The organism is Pseudorhizobium banfieldiae, assembly GCF_000967425.1.
GTDB classification, from domain to species: Bacteria; Pseudomonadota; Alphaproteobacteria; order Rhizobiales; family Rhizobiaceae; genus Neorhizobium; species Neorhizobium banfieldiae.
On record NZ_FO082820.1, the window covers coordinates 3,655,497 to 3,675,301 of the forward strand.

Annotated in this window: 19 protein-coding genes and 1 pseudogene; 9 read left to right on the top strand and 11 right to left on the bottom strand. The window is 61.2% G+C overall.

Going from position 1 to position 19,805, the window contains the following annotated elements; all coding sequences use genetic code 11:
- Positions 1 to 7: 7 nt before the first annotated feature.
- From NT26_RS17685 to NT26_RS17705, 5 genes are all read right to left on the bottom strand, one after another.
- On the bottom strand, positions 8 to 1,285 hold the full coding sequence (locus NT26_RS17685) for a TRAP transporter large permease (RefSeq protein ID WP_052640667.1): 1,278 nt from the start codon (positions 1,283 to 1,285) through the stop codon (positions 8 to 10).
- On the bottom strand, positions 1,286 to 1,819 hold the full coding sequence (locus NT26_RS17690; RefSeq protein WP_052640668.1) for a TRAP transporter small permease: 534 nt from the start codon (positions 1,817 to 1,819) through the stop codon (positions 1,286 to 1,288). It abuts the gene before it with no gap.
- Between the two features lie 17 nt (positions 1,820 to 1,836).
- Positions 1,837 to 2,982 carry a fumarylacetoacetate hydrolase family protein gene (locus NT26_RS17695; protein WP_052642332.1) on the bottom strand — a complete coding sequence of 382 codons (1,146 nt, stop codon included), beginning with the start codon at positions 2,980 to 2,982 and terminating at the stop codon, positions 1,837 to 1,839.
- Positions 2,983 to 3,143: 161 nt separating this feature from the next.
- Positions 3,144 to 3,863, bottom strand: coding sequence for a FadR/GntR family transcriptional regulator (locus NT26_RS17700; RefSeq protein ID WP_052640669.1), 720 nt, complete (start codon positions 3,861 to 3,863; stop codon positions 3,144 to 3,146).
- Positions 3,864 to 3,893: 30 nt separating this feature from the next.
- Positions 3,894 to 5,339: an FAD-binding oxidoreductase gene (locus tag NT26_RS17705; protein WP_052640670.1), complete on the bottom strand. Its 1,446-nt coding sequence runs from the start codon at positions 5,337 to 5,339 to the stop codon at positions 3,894 to 3,896.
- A 178-nt stretch (positions 5,340 to 5,517) separates the two neighbouring features.
- On the opposite strand from NT26_RS17705, the gene denD reads away from it, so the two are divergent.
- From denD to NT26_RS17720, 3 genes and pseudogenes are all read left to right on the top strand, one after another.
- Entirely contained in the window at positions 5,518 to 6,504 is a 987-nt protein-coding gene (gene denD / locus NT26_RS17710; protein WP_052640671.1) for a D-erythronate dehydrogenase, read from the top strand.
- On the top strand, positions 6,501 to 7,388 hold the full coding sequence (locus NT26_RS17715; RefSeq protein WP_052640672.1) for an NAD(P)-dependent oxidoreductase: 888 nt from the start codon (positions 6,501 to 6,503) through the stop codon (positions 7,386 to 7,388). Before denD ends, NT26_RS17715 begins: the two co-directional genes overlap by 4 nt.
- Before the next feature lie 2 nt (positions 7,389 to 7,390).
- Positions 7,391 to 9,176 (top strand): annotated as a pseudogene (locus tag NT26_RS17720) (IlvD/Edd family dehydratase).
- A gap of 17 nt (positions 9,177 to 9,193) precedes the next feature.
- On the opposite strand, the gene NT26_RS17725 reads toward NT26_RS17720, so the two are convergent.
- Positions 9,194 to 9,889, bottom strand: a complete 696-nt coding sequence (locus NT26_RS17725) for a TetR/AcrR family transcriptional regulator (RefSeq protein ID WP_082077758.1) — start codon at positions 9,887 to 9,889, stop codon at positions 9,194 to 9,196.
- Between the two features lie 149 nt (positions 9,890 to 10,038).
- Between NT26_RS17725 and NT26_RS17730 the strand changes: the two genes are divergently transcribed.
- On the top strand, positions 10,039 to 10,989 hold the full coding sequence (locus tag NT26_RS17730; protein ID WP_052640673.1) for a homocysteine S-methyltransferase family protein: 951 nt from the start codon (positions 10,039 to 10,041) through the stop codon (positions 10,987 to 10,989).
- Between the two features lie 64 nt (positions 10,990 to 11,053).
- Here the strand turns inward: NT26_RS17730 and NT26_RS17735 are convergent, their stop codons facing one another.
- Together NT26_RS17735 and NT26_RS17740 are read right to left on the bottom strand one after the other, a co-directional pair.
- On the bottom strand, positions 11,054 to 11,821 hold the full coding sequence (locus NT26_RS17735) for an SDR family oxidoreductase (protein ID WP_052642337.1): 768 nt from the start codon (positions 11,819 to 11,821) through the stop codon (positions 11,054 to 11,056).
- A 148-nt stretch (positions 11,822 to 11,969) separates the two neighbouring features.
- Positions 11,970 to 13,010, bottom strand: coding sequence for a glutamine synthetase beta-grasp domain-containing protein (locus NT26_RS17740; protein ID WP_052640674.1), 1,041 nt, complete (start codon positions 13,008 to 13,010; stop codon positions 11,970 to 11,972).
- 361 nt (positions 13,011 to 13,371) lie between these two features.
- Here NT26_RS17740 and NT26_RS17745 point away from each other — a divergent pair, with 361 nt between their 5' ends.
- Together NT26_RS17745 and NT26_RS17750 are read left to right on the top strand one after the other, a co-directional pair.
- Positions 13,372 to 13,560: a DUF2735 domain-containing protein gene (locus NT26_RS17745; RefSeq protein WP_052640675.1), complete on the top strand. Its 189-nt coding sequence runs from the start codon at positions 13,372 to 13,374 to the stop codon at positions 13,558 to 13,560.
- 143 nt (positions 13,561 to 13,703) lie between these two features.
- Complete coding sequence (locus NT26_RS17750) at positions 13,704 to 14,456, top strand: SDR family NAD(P)-dependent oxidoreductase (protein ID WP_052640676.1); 753 nt, start codon at positions 13,704 to 13,706, stop codon at positions 14,454 to 14,456.
- A 13-nt stretch (positions 14,457 to 14,469) separates the two neighbouring features.
- On the opposite strand, the gene NT26_RS17755 is transcribed toward NT26_RS17750, so the two are convergent.
- Genes NT26_RS17755 through NT26_RS17765 form a run of 3 tightly spaced genes read right to left on the bottom strand, consistent with a single transcriptional unit; the run spans position 14,470 to position 17,788 of the window.
- Complete coding sequence (locus NT26_RS17755; protein WP_052640677.1) at positions 14,470 to 15,687, bottom strand: SAM-dependent methyltransferase; 1,218 nt, start codon at positions 15,685 to 15,687, stop codon at positions 14,470 to 14,472.
- Entirely contained in the window at positions 15,687 to 16,472 is a 786-nt protein-coding gene (locus NT26_RS17760) for a DUF1365 domain-containing protein (RefSeq protein WP_052640678.1), read from the bottom strand. Before NT26_RS17760 ends, NT26_RS17755 begins: the two co-directional genes overlap by 1 nt.
- Positions 16,469 to 17,788, bottom strand: coding sequence for an NAD(P)/FAD-dependent oxidoreductase (locus tag NT26_RS17765; RefSeq protein WP_244467638.1), 1,320 nt, complete (start codon positions 17,786 to 17,788; stop codon positions 16,469 to 16,471). Before NT26_RS17765 ends, NT26_RS17760 begins: the two co-directional genes overlap by 4 nt.
- A 251-nt stretch (positions 17,789 to 18,039) precedes the next feature.
- Here NT26_RS17765 and NT26_RS17770 point away from each other — a divergent pair, with 251 nt between their 5' ends.
- From NT26_RS17770 to NT26_RS17780, 3 genes are read left to right on the top strand one after another with little or no spacing between them, the layout of a single operon-like run.
- Positions 18,040 to 18,624, top strand: coding sequence for an RNA polymerase sigma factor (locus tag NT26_RS17770; protein ID WP_052640680.1), 585 nt, complete (start codon positions 18,040 to 18,042; stop codon positions 18,622 to 18,624).
- Positions 18,621 to 19,298: a ChrR family anti-sigma-E factor gene (locus tag NT26_RS17775; protein WP_052640681.1), complete on the top strand. Its 678-nt coding sequence runs from the start codon at positions 18,621 to 18,623 to the stop codon at positions 19,296 to 19,298. Before NT26_RS17770 ends, NT26_RS17775 begins: the two co-directional genes overlap by 4 nt.
- A 25-nt stretch (positions 19,299 to 19,323) precedes the next feature.
- A complete protein-coding gene (locus NT26_RS17780) occupies positions 19,324 to 19,725 on the top strand; it encodes a DUF2177 family protein (RefSeq protein ID WP_052640682.1) in 402 nt (133 codons plus the stop codon).
- The last annotated feature ends 80 nt before the right edge of the window (positions 19,726 to 19,805 follow it).

The following is a 19,805-nucleotide window of genomic DNA, read 5'->3' on the forward strand; positions in this document are numbered from 1 at the left end:
TTGCGGATCAGTAGAGCCATCGTGCGGGCACGAGGACAATGTCTGGGAACAGGACCAGAAGGAGTAGTACCAGGACCTGCGTGACCAGGAACGGCCAGACGCCTACGGTCACCTTTCCGAGAGGCACGCGACCAACACCACTGACGACGTTCAGCACGACGCCGACCGGCGGTGTCAGCAGCCCAATGCAGGTGTTCATGATGAACAGCACGCCGAAATAGACCGGATCGATCCCGGCTTGCTTGATGATCGGCATCAGCACTGGCGTCAGGATCAGGATCGTCGGCGTCAGATCGAGTGCCGTTCCGACGACGAGGACCACCAGCATGATCACGAACATAAGCAGCATCGGGCGATCGATCAGCGGAGAGATGAAGCCCGTGATCTCGGCCGGGATGTTCGCCGCGGTTATCAGCCAGGAAGAGACAAGCGCTGCGCAGACGAGGAACATGATCACTGCAGTCGTCTTTGCGGCCTGCAGGATGACCGCCGGCAATTCGCGCGGCTTCAACTCGCGATAGATCACCATCCCCACGAAGAGCGCATAGGCCGCGGCGACCACGGCCGCTTCGGTCGGAGTGACCACCCCCATCTTGATCCCGCCAAGGATGATGACTGGCATGCCAAGCGCCCACAGAGCGCGCCCTGTGGCACGCAGACGTTCCTTTGCATCAGTCCGCGGCAGCGTCTCGACCTTGTCCTTGCGGACCACGATGAGCCAGGTGAGGACGAGTGCAATCCCCATCAGCAGGCCGGGAACAATGCCGGCCATGAACAACTGCGTAATCGACACGTTGGCCGCAACGCCGAAGACGATGAAGGCCATAGATGGCGGAATGACAGGCGCAATCACGCCGCCTGCAGCGATCAGGCCGGCCGAACGCGGCACGTTGTAGCCGGCCTTGGCCATCATAGGAATGAGGATAGCGGCGAGTGCGGCGGTATCGGCGGCAGCTGAGCCAGAAATGCTGGCCATGATAACAGCGGCCATGATGGCAACGATGCCGAGTCCCCCGCGAATGTGGCCGACGCAGGCAATCGCAAAGTCGATGATGCGCCGCGACAGACCTCCGGCGTTCATGAGTTCGCCGGCGAGAATGAAGAAGGGGATTGCAAGCAGCGTGAAAGTGTCGGCACCCGCGATCATGTTCTGGGCAATGATCTGCGTGTTAAACATGCCCATGTACCACATGAGCATGACGCCGCAGAACATCAGCGAAAAGGCGACCGGGACGCCGATCGCCATGGCGCCGAGGAGCGATACGATAAAGACGACCAGAGTCATTTATGTGCGCTCCGAAAGCTGCTCGAGTGACATGTGCTCTCCGGCGAAGGCGGCAATTTCCTCTTCCGTTATCCTGCCGGTGAGCAGGCGGAACAGGCGCTCCAGGGCGATGATGACAACGCCGGCGCCGGTGAAGAAGCCGATGCCATAGACCCAGATCATCGGCAGCTTGGTGACGGGAGCCACCATGCTGGCGTTGATCGGTGCCTGCTTCCACGTACCCCAGAAGAAGATCGCCGACACGGCGATGATGACGATGTTGGAGAGGATCATGCAGATGATGCGTCCACGACGTCCGAACATCATCACCAGCGTCTCTACGCCCACATGCGAATTCTCGCGAAAGGTAACGACGGCGCCAATGAATGTCACCCACACGAAGAAGTATCGCGACAGTTCGTCGGAGACATTCACTCCGGAATTGAACCCGTAGCGTAGCACGACGTTCAGGAAGACCATGATGGCCATGCCGGAAAGCAGCAGGATCAGCAGGAATTCTAGAAACTTATAGAAAAGATCGACCGCCCTTTGCATCGTGTCCCTCCCGTTGATTACAAGAGCCCACGCTGGGCTAGGTTCTTCATAAAGGCTCCAAGGCCGAAGCTCCACTTCGGGCAGCGGTCGCTGGTTTCCACCCAGTTTATAAGTCGACCGAGCCGCGGCGTCGAGATTTCTACACGATCGCCAATCTCATGGGTGAATCCCAGACCTGCGCCGCGTCGATCCTTGACCGGCGCGAACATGGTCCCGAGGAAGAAGACGACGCCATCCGGGTACTGATGGTTGTCGTTGAGCAACTGACCCACGAGGTCTTCCGGAGAGCGGCTGATCGCGGCCATCGGACTCAGTCCGGTCATCCTGAAGCCATCGCTGCCCTGGACGTCGAGCGACACTTCTGCCTGCTTGACATCCTCCAGGGTGAAATGATCGTCGAACAGTCGAATGAACGGTCCGATTGCGCAGGAGGCGTTGTTATCCTTGGCCTTGCTGAGCAGGAGGGCAGATCGCCCCTCGAAGTCGCGCAGGTTCACGTCGTTGCCGAGTGTTGCGCCGACGATCCTGCCGGCGGAGGTAACTGCCAGGACCACCTCCGGCTCGGGATTGTTCCAGTCCGATTTCGGGTGAATGCCAATGGTCGCGCCACAGCCGACGGAGGACATGGGCTGCGCCTTGGTGAAGATCTCCGCATCCGGTCCGATGCCGACTTCCAGGTACTGCGACCACAGGCCAAGCTCCTGGAGGAGCTTCTTGACTTCGGCAGCCTTCTCCGAGCCGGCGACGACCCCTTTCAGGTTGTCGCCCAGCACCGGCGCCAGCCGGCCGCGGATCTCCTGTGCCCGGAGCGGATCGCCCTTGGCCTGCTCTTCGATCACGCGTTCAAGCATACTGTCGGCAAAGGTCACGCCAGCGGCCTTGACCGCCTGCAGGTCGGCCGGGGCAAGAAGATCGCCGGCAGAGCCGTCCAGGAACTGGTCCAGCGTTCCGAGCGCGTTGAGGTCTGTGGCGGTTCGAAGACGGGCCACCAGGTCTTCATGCTCAAGCAGTCCCGAGAGCGTCGGCGCCAATGGCGAAAGATCGAAAATGCTGCCCGACCTGTAGAGAACGGGGCAGGGGCCATTGGCAGCCTTCGACCAAACCCGGCCAACCAGCAGAGCATCATCTGCATCTTGCGGCAGGATAGACTGTGCGCGCAACATCGTCTCGGACTTCACCAAATTTCCTCCTTGGCGGGAGATGCCAAATCTCCCTGATTGTCAGGATGTCTGACAAGCGTCGGCGTTTCTAGTATGACTTTTCCGCCCTGTCCAGTCACCAGCCCCCTTGTGGGAAAAACTCGGTAAATGTCGGCAGAGAAAGATCAGCAGGTCTCCAAGGTAAGGTCCAAGCGCCCCGCAGCCTTGATCAGGTGCTGGCGCATGGCATCGCGCGCCCTGGCGGGGTCACGGCTGACAATGGCATCGCGGATCGCCACGTGCTCGGCAATGGTCACCTCAACGATCTCCTCCAGAACGGCCTTCGCACGAGCCGCCTTGATTGCGAGACTTATTCGTTCGGCGATGAAGCCGATGAAGAGGGGGAAATACTCGTTCTGGGTCGCAGTGGCGACGACCCGATGGAAAGCCAGATCGGCGACGATTCCCTGCTCGGTCCACTTTTCTGCACCGGTCATCTGCTCGAGGGTCTCGTCCAGCCGTGCAAGATCATCCGCCGTGTGATGGAGCGCTGCAAGTCCCGCGGCCTCGATCTCCAGCGGCATGCGCAACTGGTAAAGGTTCTTGAACGCTTCGCGATCGGTCAGGTCGCCCTGCTCGATCCTCAGCGATTGCCGCTGACCAAATTCGGTAGCGAAGGCTCCGACACCCTGCCTCGTCTCGACGAGACCTTCGTTCCGCAGCTGGGCGATCGCCTCCCGGACCACCGATCGGCTGACCCCGAAGGTCTTGGCCAGTAGATGCTCGGTCGGAAGCTTCTCACCGGGTGCTATCCGCCCCTCCAGGATCTCCCGGCCGATCTGGCCGGCGATCCGCGCCGGCAGATGCTCACTGCGTCTGATCTGGTTGAAATCGGCAACAGCCACGTCCGCCCTCCCCTGGCATCACCCCTAGTTCTACGAGTTCGTGGAAAATTTCAATTGGCAGCCGGGGTTCATCATCATGTCCGGATCGATTGCCTTCTTCAGCGCGGTCAGCAACTGGCGCCGCACCGGCGACAGGCGCGCCTCGAAATCGGCCCGCTTCAAGCGGCCGATACCGTGCTCGGCGCTGATACTCCCCTGATAACGGTCGAGTACAGCGTTGATCGCGCCCTTCGCCTTGTAGATCTGCTCGATCCTCTGCTCCAGCGTCGCCTCGGCCGCCGGAAGGACGTTGAGGTGAACATTGCCGTCGCCAACATGGCCATAGGAGACGCAGGTCGATCCCGGCACGGCTTCCGCGACCGCCCTCTCCGCCTCAGCGACGAAATCCGCCAGCTGCGACAGCTTGACGGACACATCGGTCCGAAGATGCATGCCGCGCTTCGCCTGACCTTCATTCATGCCCTCGCGAATGAGCCAAAGGTTGCGAGCCTGCGTCTGCGACGCTGCAATGGTCCCGTCGAGCACGATACCCTCCTCCATGACTGCCTCGAGGAAGCGGCCTATGAGGTCGTCGATATCAACGAGACCGGAGCCGGATATCTCCATCAAAACATAGGCGGGATAGTCGGCGGCGATCGGGATCGGCAGGTCCGGCATCGCCTCCTTCGCCAGTGTGAAGGCCAGCGGCGGCATGAACTCGAAGGCGGACATCAGGTCGCAGCAGTCGCGGCGCGCCCGGCGGAACAATTTGATGGCGTCATCGAGCGAGGCAAGCCCGAGAAGCGCCGTCGCCACCTGGTCCGGATAGGGCGTCAGCTTTACGGAGACGGCCGTGATGATGCCGAGTGTTCCCTCGGCTCCGATAAACAATTGTTTTAGGTCGATGCCGCGATTGTCCTTTCGCAGCGTCGACAGCCCGTCAAAGATGCTACCGTCCGGCAGTACCACTTCGAGGCCAAAGATCAATTCACGCGTCATGCCGTAGCGCAGGACGTTGATGCCCCCCGCGTTGGTGGAGACATTCCCGCCGATCCGGCACGTGCCCTGGGCGCCGAGTGCAAGCGGAAAGAACATTCCTTTTTCCGCGATCGCGTCCTTGAGCTCGGAGAGGATGCAGCCAGCCTCGACCACGGCCGAAAAATCGTCCGCATCGATCTGCCGGATTCTGTTCATCCGCTCAAGGCTCAGCACCACCTGGTTGGCATCCGCATCCGGGACGGCGCCGAGGACAAGGCCGGTATTGCCCCCCTGGGGCACGATCGATAGGCCAAGTTCGCTGCACAACTTTACTGCCTGCGCCACCTGCTCCGTCGAGCGCGGCCTTAGAACCGCCACCGCGTTGCTGGTCACGTCACCGTGCCAATCCCGGCAGTAGGGAAGCATCTCATCGCTCTCGCTGAGGACGATGTCGTCGCCTAGCGTGCTGCGCAGCTTTACCCGCCATTCGGCCATGGAAGCGGTGGTATCGTGTATCATCTGCCTCGTGCCCCTGCTCGCCGCCGACACCAATCAATTTGAGAGCGGTATCTTGCGGCTTATAAATAACAGTTTTCAATGCGACCATATAAAGTTATCAGACAACCTTACAAGCAGGATATTAGTCGCACCTGAGGCCCCTCAGGCAGTGACACTTCGCCAGGAGGGAAAGCACCCCATGCACATTCTCATCATCGGGGCCGCCGGTATGGTTGGCCGCAAGCTCGCGCAGCGGCTCGTTGCGGACAAGACGCTCGGCGGCAAGACGGTCGACAAGTTGACGCTCGTCGACGTGGTGAAGCCGGAACCGCCAGCCGGGTTTTCGGGCATCGTGGACGCGCGCGAAAGCGACCTTTCGGCACCGGGCGAAGCCGAAAAACTCGTTGCCGGTCGCCCCGATGTCATCTTCCACCTCGCCGCCATCGTGTCCGGCGAGGCCGAACTCGACTTCGACAAGGGCTATCGCATCAACCTCGACGGCACCCGTTACCTCTTCGATGCAATTCGCCTGGCCCATAACACGGATGGCTATAAACCCCGCGTCGTCTTTACCTCCTCCATCGCCGTCGTCGGCGCCCCATTGCCCTTCCCGATCCCGGACGAGTTCCACCTCACCCCGCTGACGAGCTACGGCACCCAGAAGGCGATCTGCGAACTGCTGCTGTCCGATTACAGCCGCCGCGGCTTCTTCGATGGCATTGGCATTCGCCTGCCAACGATCTGCATCCGGCCGGGCAAGCCGAACAAGGCAGCTTCTGGCTTCTTCTCCAACATCCTGCGCGAACCGCTTGTCGGGCAGGAGGCAGTGCTTCCTGTCTCCGAAGACGTTCGCCATTGGCATACCTCGCCGCGCTCCGCCGTCGGCTTCCTGATCCATGGCGCAACCATGGATCTCGACAAGGTCGGTCCGCGCCGCAATCTTTCCATGCCCGGTCTCAGCGCGACCGTCGGCGAACAGATCGAAGCATTGCGCCGCGTTGCCGGCGACAAGGCAATCGCGCTGATCCGCCGCGAACCCGACGAGATGATCATGAAGATGGTCGCCGGCTGGGCTCCCGGCTTCGAGGCGAAACGGGCGAGGGAACTGGGCTTTACCGCCGAGACCTCCTTCGACGAGATCATTCGGGTCCACATCGAGGATGAACTGGGAGGCAAGCTGCCATGACGGTCAGGAAGAAGATTGCCTTCCTGGGCACAGGCTTGATGGGCGCACCCATGGTGCGCTGTCTCCTGAACGCAGGCTTCCCCGTCACCGTCTGGAATCGTGATGGCGCGAAGGCCGCTCCCCTTGTCGCGGATGGCGCGCGGCAGGTGCATTCACCGTCCGAAGCCGCGGCGGGGGCGGACGTTGTCTTCACGATGTTGACCAACGGGGCGGCAGTCAGCGAGATCCTGTTCGACAAAGGCGTGGCCGACGTGATGTCGAAGGACGCGATCTTCGTGGACTGCAGTTCCATTGCCCCGCCGATCGCGAAGGAAAACGCCGGCCGGCTGGCCGACCGGGGCATCCGCAGTCTCGATGCACCGGTTTCCGGCGGCACCGCTGGCGCTGCCGCTGGCACCCTTGCCATCATGGCCGGCGGTGATGCCGCCGATGTCGCGGCATTGAGCGACGTCTTCGCCGCACTCGGCCGCGTCACGCATGTCGGCCCGAGCGGCGCAGGCCAGATCTGCAAGCTTGCCAACCAGCAGATCGTCGCCGTGACCATCGGCGCGGTCGCGGAGGCAATGATCTTGGCCGAAGCCGGCGGCGCTTCGCGTGCCGCATTCCGAGATGCGATCCGCGGCGGCTTTGCCGAGAGCCGTATTCTTGAGTTGCACGGACAGCGAATGGTCGAGCGGAACTTCGTTCCCGGCGGCGCGTCCGCCAACCAGCTCAAGGATCTCGACGCGGTCATGGCCATGGCCGAAAGCCTGTCGCTGACCCTGCCGCTGACCCGTCAGGTCCGCCAGGAGTTCGCCGATTTCGTGGCCGAAGGCGGCGCCGAAAAGGACCATAGCGGCCTCCTCCTTCATCTCGAAGAGCTCAACCGGAAAGATCAGGCATAGCCATGAGCGACAACACGACCCCGAAGCGCCGCCTCCGCTCGCAGGACTGGTTCGACAACCCCGACCATATCGACCTGACGGCACTCTACCTCGAGCGCTTCATGAACTACGGCGTCACGCCGGAGGAACTGCGTTCCGGCAAGCCGGTAATCGGCATTGCCCAGAGCGGCAGCGATCTCACTCCCTGCAACCGGGTCCATGTCGAACTGGTCAAGCGCGTGCGGGACGGCATCCGGGATGCGGGTGGCATTCCGATCGAGTTCCCCACGCATCCGATCTTCGAGAACTGCAAGCGCCCGACCGCGGCACTTGACCGTAACCTCGCGTATCTGAGCTTGGTCGAGGTTCTGTATGGCTACCCGCTCGACGGCGTCGTACTGACCACCGGCTGCGACAAGACCACGCCTTCGGCGATCATGGCCGCCTCTACCGTCGACATTCCGGCCATCGTGCTCTCCGGCGGACCGATGCTCGACGGCTGGCACGAGGGCGATCTCGTCGGCTCAGGCACTGTCATCTGGCGCATGCGCCGGAAGTTCGCAGCCGGCGAGATAGACCGTGACGAATTCCTTCAGGCAGCGCTCGATTCCGCCCCATCAGTCGGCCACTGCAATACCATGGGAACGGCCTCGACCATGAACGCGTTGGCAGAGGCGCTCGGCATGTCGCTCACGGGATGCGGCGCCATTCCCGCGGCCTATCGGGAGCGTGGACAAATGGCTTACCGCACCGGGCGCCGGGCGGTGGAACTGGTCTGGGAGGACGTGAAGCCATCCGACATCCTGACCCGCGAAGCCTTCCTCAATGCGGTCCGTGTCAATTCCGCAATCGGCGGTTCGACCAACGCACAACCGCATCTTGCCGCGATGGCCAAGCATGCAGGTGTCGAATTTTTCCCGGACGACTGGCAGGTTCACGGGTTCGACATTCCGCTGCTCGCCAATGTCCAGCCAGCGGGCAAGTATCTCGGGGAACGCTATCACCGCGCTGGCGGCACACCGGCCATCATGTGGGAACTGCTGCAGGCCGGAAAGCTTGACGGGAGCTGCCGGACGGTCACCGGCAAGACGGTTGCGGAGAATCTGGAAGGCAGGGAAGCCACGGATCGCGAGGTCATCTACCCGTTCGATCACGCCCCTGAAGGACAAGGCCGGCTTCTTGGTGCTGAAAGGCAATCTCTTCGATTTCGCCATCATGAAGACCAGCGTCATCTCCGAAGGCTTCCGCGAGCGCTACCTGCAGGAGCCCGGCCGTGAGGGTGTGTTCGAGGGCAAAGCGGTCGTCTTCGACGGTTCAGAACACTATCACCATCGCATCAACGATCCGTCGCTCGGCATCGACGTGAACACGATCCTAGTGATCCGCGGTGCCGGCCCTCTGGGTTGGCCCGGTTCGGCCGAAGTCGTCAACATGCAGCCGCCGGATTATATCCTAAAACAGGGCATCATGAGCCTTCCGACAATCGGTGATGGTCGCCAGTCGGGCACGGCAGACAGCCCCTCCATCCTCAATGCCTCGCCGGAAAGCGCGGCAGGTGGCGGGCTCGCCTGGCTGCGCACCGGCGACATCATCCGCATCGACCTCAATCAGGGACGCTGCGACATGCTGGTGGCGCCCGAGGAGATCGAGCGACGCAAGGCCGAAGGCATCCCGGCCGTGCCCGCAGACGCCACTCCCTGGCAACGCATCTATCGAAAGTCTGTAACACAGCTTTCGGACGGCGCCGTCCTGGAGGGCGCGGCCGACTTCCGGCAGATCGCGAAAACGCCGCCGAGGCACAACCACTAGCATCAGTGAAGGCAGGTTCAGCGGCCGAACAGGATCTTGATGAAGGTCCTGTAGGACAGAACCTGCCTCTCGAGCTGGCCCGGGTCCTTCAACGCCTTCGACATGATGATGGCGCCATCGAAGATGCAGGTCAGCGTCTCGGCAAGGTCCTCAAGGGACACCTCTTCCCGCGGCGGGTAGACAGCCGCAATCTCTGTCAGATAGCCGTGAAACCGCGCGTTCCACCTGCGGACGGAGGATGCGTTGAGGGCGTGGACCTGATGGTCGAACAGTCGCTCCTGGTAGCAGATGGAAGCAACAAGGCACCCAGGATGGCCTCCGGGCAGATCCCGTGTCATTTCCGCGAGCAGCTTCAGGCCAAGCAGGTATGATTGCAGGGGATCGTCCGTGAGTTCCTGCGCGCGGCCGAAGATCTCGTCGAATATTTCGTCGTTCTCTTCGACGTAGCGCTGCAGCATTGCGCGCGCCAGTTCGTTCTTGTCCCGGAAGTGATAGAAGAAGCCGCTCTTGGTTATGCCGGCCTCTGCGATCACTTCGTCAATCGACGTCGCCGCAAACCCTTTGGCAAGGACCGAAGCCTGCGCGATCTCGAGCAGTCGCTGGCGGGTCGCCTCGCCCTTGGCACGCCTGGGCGCAGGAGATCGCTGTACCGCGGGTGCAGTTTCGGGCTCACCGGACGGCTCACCTAGTCCGACGACTGCGGAAGTCAGCATCTTAACCTCCTGATACTTAGAGAATTTATGTCACGGCAAGTCGAGCTTGACCGCGAGCTTACTATTTCCTGGTCCGTTATGCGGCGAAAACCCGTGGGTCAAAACAATGGCCGGCCCCAAGCCGAGAAATACTAACACGGGAGTAACTCATGACAAAATACAGATCACGACTGCCACAACTGGAGGGTGGAACCTTCCTGACGGATGGAGGACTCGAGACAACCCTGCTGTTCCAGCGCGGCATCGACCTGCCGCTCTTTGCATCCTTTCCACTCGTCGATGACGAGCAGGGGCGGCAGGAGCTGACGGAATACTATGAAGCCTACCTGGCAATTGCGAGAGAAAGGGGCCTCGGGTTCATTCTGGACACGCCGACGTGGCGAGCGAACCCGGATTGGGCAGCACAACTCGGCTACGACTTCGAGGGCCTTGCCGCCATTAATCGCCGTTCCGTCGCCTATGTCGCGTTCTTGCGGGAACTATGGGAACGGCCTGGACTGCCGATCGTCCTCAACGGGGTGCTCGGTCCGCGCGGTGACGGCTATAAGGCGGGTTCGATGACCGTCGACGAGGCGCAGTCCTACCACGCCTTCCAGATCGGCGCCTTCGCCGGATCCGAAATCGACATGGTAAGCGCCATCACCATGAACAACGTCGAGGAAGCGATCGGCATCGCACGTGCGGCAAGCGGCGCTGCTCTGCCCTGCGTGATCTCTTTCACGGTCGAGACCGACGGCCGGCTGGCGAGCGGGATGGCGCTTCGCGAGGCGGTCGAGGAAACCGATCGTCAAACCGGCGGCACACCGGTCTACTACATGGTCAACTGCGCCCACCCCACGCATTTCGAGGATGCACTCAATCGCGGTGAACGCTGGATAGAACGGATCGGCGGCGTCCGCGCCAATGCTTCAATCAAAAGCCATGCGGAACTGGACGAGGCGACCGAAATCGACATCGGGGATCCCGTAGACCTTGCTCGCCGCTACAGCGACTTGCGCCGGAGTTACCCCACGATGCGGGTCCTCGGTGGCTGTTGCGGCACCGACCACAGGCACGTCAGCGCTATCTGCGAAGCGTGTCTGCCGGTTGCGGCGGAGTAGTGGATCCAAGGATAACATCCTCCGCGGTATCGCCGCGGAGGATCATTTACCAAGAGAATTAAACCTAGATTACGGCGCTCATGCCGCCGTCGACATAGATGATCTGGCCATTGACATAGTTGGACGCGTCCGATGCCAGGAAGACGGCAGCACCAACCAGCTCCTCCGGCTTTCCCCAGCGCTTCGAGGGCGTGCGGCCCTTGACCCAGTTGTCAAATTCCGGGTTGTCGATCAGCGCCTGGTTCATGTCCGTCAGCATATATCCGGGGCCGATGGCATTGGCCTGCACGCCATGCTCCGCCCACTCTGCGGCCATCGACTGGGTAAGGGTCTTGATACCGCCCTTGGCCGCGGTATAGGGCGCCACCGTCGCCCGTCCCAGCCCGCTCATCAATGAGCCGATGTTGACGACCTTGCCGCGCTTGCGCGGCAGCATTCGCTTAGCGGCCTCGCGGGAGACAAGGAAGGCGCTTGTCAGATTGGTGTCGATGACGCGTTGCCAATTGGCGCTGTCGAGTTCGACGATCGGCTTGCGGTACTGGATGCCGGCATTGTTGACGAGAATGTCGATTTGCAGCTTCTCGGCATCGAAGCGCTCAAACGCGGCAACGACCGATGCTTCATCGGTAACATCGAAGGCAGCCGCGGTAACGGCAAAGCCGCGGTCGCGAAGTCTTGCCGCGCTCTCCTCGAGACGGTCTGCATTGATTCCGTTGAGAACGATGGCGGCGCCAGCTTCCGCAAGTCCGGTCGCGATGGCCAGCCCAAGACCGCGCGACGAGCCTGTCACGAGTGCAGTTCTTTTCTCCAGGCTGAAGAGCGGATTGTTCATGAGCATTGTCTCCCGTGATGCGCAGTCATGGCAGACAGCCATATGCGTCGGTCGGGGACCTTGTCCAGCAAGGCTTGAGAGATCACCGGGGATCCGCAGCTGATCCCAAGGTTTGCGGCGCCGGAGCATGTCCGGCGCCGAAGGAGGATCACGCGGCGTTGCGGGCGAAGTCAGCCGTCGGCACTTCCGCGATCGTCTTCAGGACCTGCGAGGCGATCTGGTAGGGGCAGCCCTGGGAGTTCGGGCGGCGGTCTTCGAGATAGCCACGATAGCCATTGTTCACGAAGGAGTGCGGGACGCGGATGGAGGCGCCACGGTCGGCAACGCCGTAGGAGAACTTGTTCCAGGGCGCGGTCTCATGCTTGCCCGTGAGGCGCATGTGGTTGTCGGGGCCGTAGACGTCGATGTGCTCCTTCCAGTTCCGACCGAAGGCTGCCATCAGGGCCTCGAAATACTCTTTGCCGCCGACTTCACGCATGTACTTGGTCGAGAAGTTGCAGTGCATGCCCGAGCCGTTCCAGTCGGTATCACCGAGCGGCTTGCAGTGCCATTCAATGTCGATGCCATATTTCTCGCACAGGCGAAGCAGCAGGTAGCGCGCCATCCAGATCTGGTCAGCGGCTTTCTTGGACCCCTTACCGAACACCTGGAACTCCCACTGGCCCTTGGCCACCTCGGCGTTGATGCCTTCGTGGTTGATGCCGGCGGCAAGGCAAAGGTCGAGATGCTCCTCGACGATCTGGCGAGCGAGCGATCCGACATTCTTGTAGCCGACGCCGGTATAGTAAGGACCTTGGGGAGCCGGGAACCCATATTCGGGGAAGCCGAGCGGACGGCCGTCCTGGTAGAAGAAGTATTCCTGCTCGAAGCCGAACCACGCATCTTCGTCGTCGACGATCGTCGCACGTGCGTTGGACGGATGCGGCGTGACGCCGTCCGGCATCATGACCTCGCACATGACCAGCGCGCCATTGGTGCGGGCGGGGTCCGGATAGATCGCGACCGGCTTCAGAACGCAATCCGAGCTGTGACCCTCGGCCTGCATGGTCGAGGAGCCGTCGAAGCCCCAGAGCGGCAACTGTTCGAGCGCCGGGAACGAATCGAACTCCTTGATCTGCGTCTTGCCGCGCAGGTTCGGAACGGGGGTGTAGCCATCAAGCCAAATGTACTCGAGCTTGTATTTCGTCATCGGAACTCTCTCTTCGTGGATACCGCGATCAGATCGCCGTCCGGCCCGGCGCAGCACGCCTGCCGGTTCGGATATTCCCCTTAAGCAACTCTCATGCCAGATTGCACGAGGGTACCTTCCGCGTGTCCTTCGCCCGGCCTCTCCGCCCTTTTCCGCGTCGATACCCCAGTTTCCGCGCCATTGTTTGCAGCTAGCGCTTCCAGCCGGCATGAAGCGGAACGCCAACACTCGATCGGCGTTGTTTCATGAGGTGCCAGCCAAGGAAGGTTGGCCAACAACAGAGGCAATACGTGACCACTGAGAGTGCATTTGCGCAAAATATGTGCGATAGTGCCCGCAAAGCCCGTGGTAAGGAAACGACATGACCCCAGGTGTTGAGTTCGGATCTGCCCAGATAATTCCTTTTCCGGTCCGGTCGGGCCGGCGGAAAGCTGAAACCGGGAAAGTCGCCGGGGACAGGGTAGCTCAGATTGCGGCCGCTGCCCTTGATACCTGCTGGTACCACGATGAGGCGGTTCGAGACACCAGCCCACCGCCCGTCCGCGACTGAGCAAATCTTGCATCGGATAAAGGCTGACACTCAGACGCCCTTAGACGGCAACTCTGGCGTCGCCTTCTTTACCTTTTAGCAATCCAAGTTCCGTGACTTGCCGTATCATTCGTCAGAATTGATATCGCGAGAGGATATCGCTCATGTCCGAGGCCTCCAGAATTGCCTGGGTGACCGGCGCCAGCTCGGGCATTGGACGCGCTATCGCCCTTGGTCTCGCAAGCGAGGGCTGGACTGTTGCTGTAAGTGCGCGCAGCCGGGACAAGCTTGCCGAGCTTGAGGCTGAACACCCCGGCAACATCGTCTCCTACCCGCTGGACGTAACGGATCGCGATGCCACGCTCTTGGTCGCCTCCCGCGTCGAAGCGGCTCATGGTCCGATCGAACTGGCGATATTCTCCGCCGGAAGCTACCGGCGCGACAGCGCCAGGCGCTTCAATTCCCAGGCGCTGGCCGATGTCATGACCCTGAACGTTATCGGCACCGGTCACTGCCTGGAAGCGATCGTGCCGGGTATGATGGAGAACAGGTTGGGCAGGATCGCCGTCATCGCTTCAGTCGCGGGATATGTCGGGCTTCCGGGCGGCGCATTCTACGGCGCCACAAAGTCGGCGCTGATCACGCTTTGCGAGGGTTTGTATCCGGAGTTGAAACGCGCCGGCGTACAGCTGAGCGTCATCAACCCCGGCTTCGTCGAAACACCCCTGACTGCAAGGAACGACTTTCCGATGCCGTTCCTGATCGGCACGGATGAGGCCGCGAAAACAATCCTGAGAGGCCTCGCTTCGGACCGCTTCGAGATCATCTTTCCATGGAAGATGGCGCTGGCGATCAGACTGCTGCGTGCGCTCCCGAGGCCTCTGCTGTTCATGATCACGAAGCGGATGGTGCGGTAGTAGCCAAGAATCGCTACCCGACCTTTAGGTGGAACTGCACGACATCCAACCGCTCGGCCCTGAAGCCGACGGCGCAATACTGCAGGTAGTAGTGCCACATCCGTCTGAAGCGTTCATCGAACCCCAGCGGTGCGATCCGGGACCAGTTCTTATGAAACGCCTTGTCCCACTGCAGCAGTGTCCGCTCGTAATCTCGGCCGAACCGGAAGCTCCCGGCAACTCGCATCTCTGCTTTTTCGACGGCATCCCCGAAGGCGGAAACTGATGGAAGCATCCCGCCCGGGAAGATGTAGGTCTGGATGAAATCGGCATTCCTTCGATAGTGCTCGAAGCGGTCCTCCGCGATCGTTATGGTCTGAATGACCGCTTCGCCTCCCGGCTGCAGCAGCCGGCGGACGCGATCGAAAAAGATCGGCCAGTTCTCTTCGCCGACGGCCTCGAACATCTCGATCGAGACGATCTTGGTGAATTGCCCCCGGCAGTCGCGATAATCCTCAAGACGGATTTCCACTCGATCCGCCAGGCCCATGCGTTGCAGCCTACGTTGCGCATAGGCAGCCTGCTCAGTTGACAAGGTCAGCCCGGTAACGCGGCATCCGGTTTCCCTCGCCGCATATTCCGCAAAACCTCCCCAGCCACAGCCAATCTCCAGCACATGATCCTCAGGACCGATATCGAGACTCCTGACGATACGGTCGTACTTCGCGCGCTGGGCCATCTCGAGCGATTGGTCGGCACCGTCAAAGCAGGCCGAGGAGTATGTCATCGTGCGGTCGAGCCAGGCACTGTAGAAGTCGTTGCCGAGGTCATAGTGATACGAGATGTTCCGCCGGCTGCCTGAGCGCGAGTTCGCGCGAAGACGGTGGCGCACATATGCCACGAGCTTTCGCAGACCACTGCCGACAAGAAGCCGGCCCCAAGCGGCGTCATTGGCAACGGCGAGCTCCAGAACCGCTCCCAGGTCCGGGGAACTCCAGTCTCCGTCCAAGTAGGAACGGGCAAAGCCCAGGCTCCCTCCCGCCAGGAGGCGGCGTACTGGACGTGCGTTGGCGAGCTCGATGATCGCACTAGGCCCGGCCGCAGAACCCTCGAAATGTCGTTCTGCTCCACCCGGAAAGCGAAGTGTGAGACGTCCCGCCACGATCATCTCTGCCCAGCGGCAAAGGGCTGCCTGCCAGATCGGTGACCGCGAATATCCGCGGTGGTGGTCGACATGCTGGAGATCCGTCATCACCGCTCCTCCAACTGGACGATTGTCCGGGCATGTGGACTCAGGCTCCTGATGTGCCGGTGAATGGGCACGCCTTTCAGCCAGAGCCGCAGCGCCTCCCAATGAATAGCCGCAGTCACCTTCAACGTCATCAGCGGAAAGCCGATCAATGTGCGCAACAGGCTTGCATCGGACAGAACCCTTCGTTCGCCGGAAAAAGACGCCGACAGTAGAGAGCCCTCGCAATCCGCTTCACGTATCGCAATGGCAACCCGGGAGTCGGGCCGTCGCGTGGTAAACTGATACGAACAGTCCATCGGGATGAATGGCGAGACATACATTTCCTTGCGGCAGGAGTGCCGCACGACGCTCCGCGAACCGCCGTCGATCGGGATCACATAGGTGTGCCGCTCGTGGAACGTGTTGCAGACCTCGTACAGGATCGCCACCAGATCCCCATCCCGCGTTTCGCAGAAATAGACCGTCAGCGGATTGAAGACATAGCCAAACAGGCGCGGGTAGCAGAGAAGACGAATTCGAAGGTCCGCTCGATCCAACCCGGCATCAGAGAGCTGGGCTTCCACCCACTCCCGAAGCTTCCCCGGCTGCCCGGAGCCATGATCCGTGTCCCAGAAGCTGATCAATGCGTTGCGGTTATAGCCGAACACCCGAAGACGGCGATCGAGATCCGGCAACTCATCCAGGTCGATGAGGAGAGAGAACACCTTATAGCGAAGCCGGTGTTCCTTCGGTCGATATCGACGGTGCACGACGTCGCCGACATAGATGGCCGATCCTCTGTTCATTCCGCAGCCTCGAGCATCTCGGGCACAAAAATCCGTCCCGACGGTTCGGCAAGTTTCCAGGGTCTTTGGTTGCCGGTCAATCGTTCCGCCACGGCAAGGCCGGCCTGCAGCCCGTCTTCGTGAAACCCGCTCCCGAAATGTGCGCCGCAGAACCACACGCCCCGCCTTCCCTGCAGGTCCCAGATCTGCCGCTGTGCCTGCAGTGCCGCCGCGTCGAACAACGGATGCTTGTAGTCGAACGTCCGGATGACGTGCTCCTGGGCGATGGAACGGCATGGGTTCAGGGTCACGAATAACGGCTTGCTGGTTTCGAGGTTCTGCAGACGGTTCATCCAGTAGGTTACGCAAAGTTGCCGATCCTCACCGGAAGCTTTCGCGCCGATGTAATTCCAGCTCGACCAGACCTGCTTTCGCTTCGGCATGAGCGACCGGTCGCAATGAAGGACGGCCTGATTGCGCGTGTAGCGGAATCGACCGAGCACATCACGCTCCCGCCGATCTGCATCGGCGAGAACGGCGAGCGCATCGTCGGCATGGGTTGCCAGGATCACCTGATCGAAGCGGTCGGCATTTCCGGAGGCATCCCTTACGATGACCCGGCCTCCTTCAGATCGAACCTCCGTGACCCGGCTCTTCAAGCGTATCTCGCCCCGGAAATCTCCCATGAGACGCCGGACATACTCCACGCTGCCACCCGTCACCGTCCGCCATTGAGGGCGATCCTTGAACTGCACCAGCCCGTGATTGATGAAGAAGCGCAGGAAAGCGGTGAGCGGGTAGTCCCGCATGTCCCTCGCTGTGGTAGACCAGATGGCGGCGCCCATCGGCAGCAGATGATCGTCGATGAATGCGTGAGAATACGCTTCGCGCACCAGGAACTCTCCCAGCGAAAGACCATCCAGATCAGGCCTCTGCAGCAATTGAGGCGCGTCTCGATAAAACCGCACCACATCGGACACCATGCGCCAGAAGCGCGGCCGGGCCGCATTGCGCCGCTGGCCGAGCAGCCCTCCGAGACCGGTCCCGGAGTATTCGAAGGAGCCCTCATCCAGCGAGGCCGCGAAGGACATGTTCGTTGCCTCGCTCGCAACGCCGAGATGATCGAACAGCGCAACCAGGTTCGGATAGTTGCGCTCGTTGTAGACGATGAACCCGGAATCGACGGGGACTCTTCCTTCATCGACATCGATGGTCACCGTATTCGAGTGCCCACCAATACGATCCTCGGCCTCGTAGATCGTCACCTCACAGCTCTTGCTGGCGAGCCAAGCGGCCGACATGCCGCTGATGCCCGAGCCGATGACGGCGATGCGCATTGGTCCCACACCGCCCGAAAACTCCAGCCCCATACCTAAAGCCCTACATGATTGACTGATCGCTTCTACGCGCTGGATCGGACGATGGATCGGCCGGCCATCGGAAACGGCAGCGATTTTTTTTTATGATCCATACTGATGCGGCGGGCGTAGAGGGCCGCATGAGCTTGAGCATTCCATTTGCACCCCAGACGTGCCAGAACCATGCATCCGCACCGCTTCGGCGGCGGCGGGCAAGGCAAGGCATAGGTATGACAAAGCCGAAGACACCGGCGAGCAAGGCAGCCGAACCCACACCGGCGCATCTCGCAACTCTGCTTGTGACCGTGGGACGGGACCGTGACGTGGAGGCGTTCGAAGCGCTTTTCCGGTTCTATGCCCCGAAAATCCGCGCCTTCATGGCGCTGAAGACGAAGGATAGGCAGGCCGCGGAAGAACTGATGCAGGAAACGATGATGGCGGTCTGGTCGAAGTCGGCCCAGTTCGATCCGGCAAGAGGCACTGTATCCGCCTGGGTCTTCACCGTGGCACGCAACATCCGCATCGACGCCTACCGGCGCAAGCAACCCATGTTCGACCCCCAGGATCCGGCCTTCGTCGCAGACGATATACCTCCTGCAGACAGCGAGTTCGAACAGGCGCAGGAGGCAGATCTGCTGCGACGGGCACTCTCGACACTCCCGAGCGAACAGCAGGATGTACTCAAGAAGGCATTTTTTGAAGACATCCCGCACTCTGCCATCGCGCAGCAGATGAACCTGCCGCTTGGTACCGTGAAGTCGCGTATCCGGCTGGCCTTCACAAAGCTCCGCGCGGCGCTGGAGGACCGGCGATGAAGGTACGTCACCACATCAGCGAGGAAATGCTTCTCGATTATGCCGCCGGAACCTTGTCGGAGGGCTGGAGTATTGCAGTTGCCTCTCACCTCGCCCTCTGCCCGACCTGCCGCAATCACCTCTCTGCCATGGAAGGCGCAGCCGGTGCGCTCCTGGACAAGATTTCGGTGTCAGATGACTTCGGTGATTCATGGGACCGTTTCCGGACGCGCTTGAAGGAGAAGGCAACTGACCCGGAGGCTGCTGCTCCCGGCGACAGCGTGCGGACAGTTCCCCCTGGCACGCCGAGTGCTGTCCTGCCGGAGCCCTTGCGCTCCTATGTAGGCAGCGATGTGGACGGCCTGAAATGGCGCGCCTTGGGACGCGGCGCCTATCAGATCCGGATTCCAACCAGCGACCCCTCCACACAGGTTCGCTTGCTCCGTATCCCCGCTGGCAAGCCGGTCCCCGAACACACCCACAGGGGCCGGGAGCTTACGCTCGTGCTGTCGGGAAGCTTCCGCGACGGAGACGAGCTGTTCGAGCGTGGTGATATGGAGGAGGCGGACGATGAACTCCTTCACACGCCGGTGGCGACGGAAGGGGAAGACTGCATCTGCCTCGCCGTCACCGAAGCGCCGCTGAAATTCACGAGCTGGATCGTTCGGATGATCCAGCCGATCCTCAAGATCTGATCCAAGAGCCGGAGAGGTATGTCCGATGCCAGTACCTGTCGTCGCTTATCTTGTCACCGCCGTCGCATTCTTCGCCATTGACGCAATCTGGCTCGGTCGGGTTGCAACCGGTCTCTATCGCGGTTGGCTTGGCGACATGATGCTTGAGCAGCCGAACTTCGCAGCCGCGGGAGCCTTCTACCTCGTCTACGTGGCGGGCATCGTCTACTTCGCCGTCATGCCTGCGCTGGCCGCAAACAGCTGGACACAGGCCGCCATCGCAGGGGCAATCCTGGGCCTTGTAGCCTATGGAACCTACGACATGACCAACCTCGCGACCTTGAAGAATTGGCCGCTGGCCATGACCATCACCGACATGGCATGGGGCACTGTCCTGACTTCCTTCGCTGCCACTGCCGGGTTCTTCATCACGCAGAAGATCGCCTGAAGCGACACGAAATGCCTAACTTCAGGGCAGAAGGTTTACATCGAGATGGTCCGCTCTATTCTGCCAGACACTAACGTCCG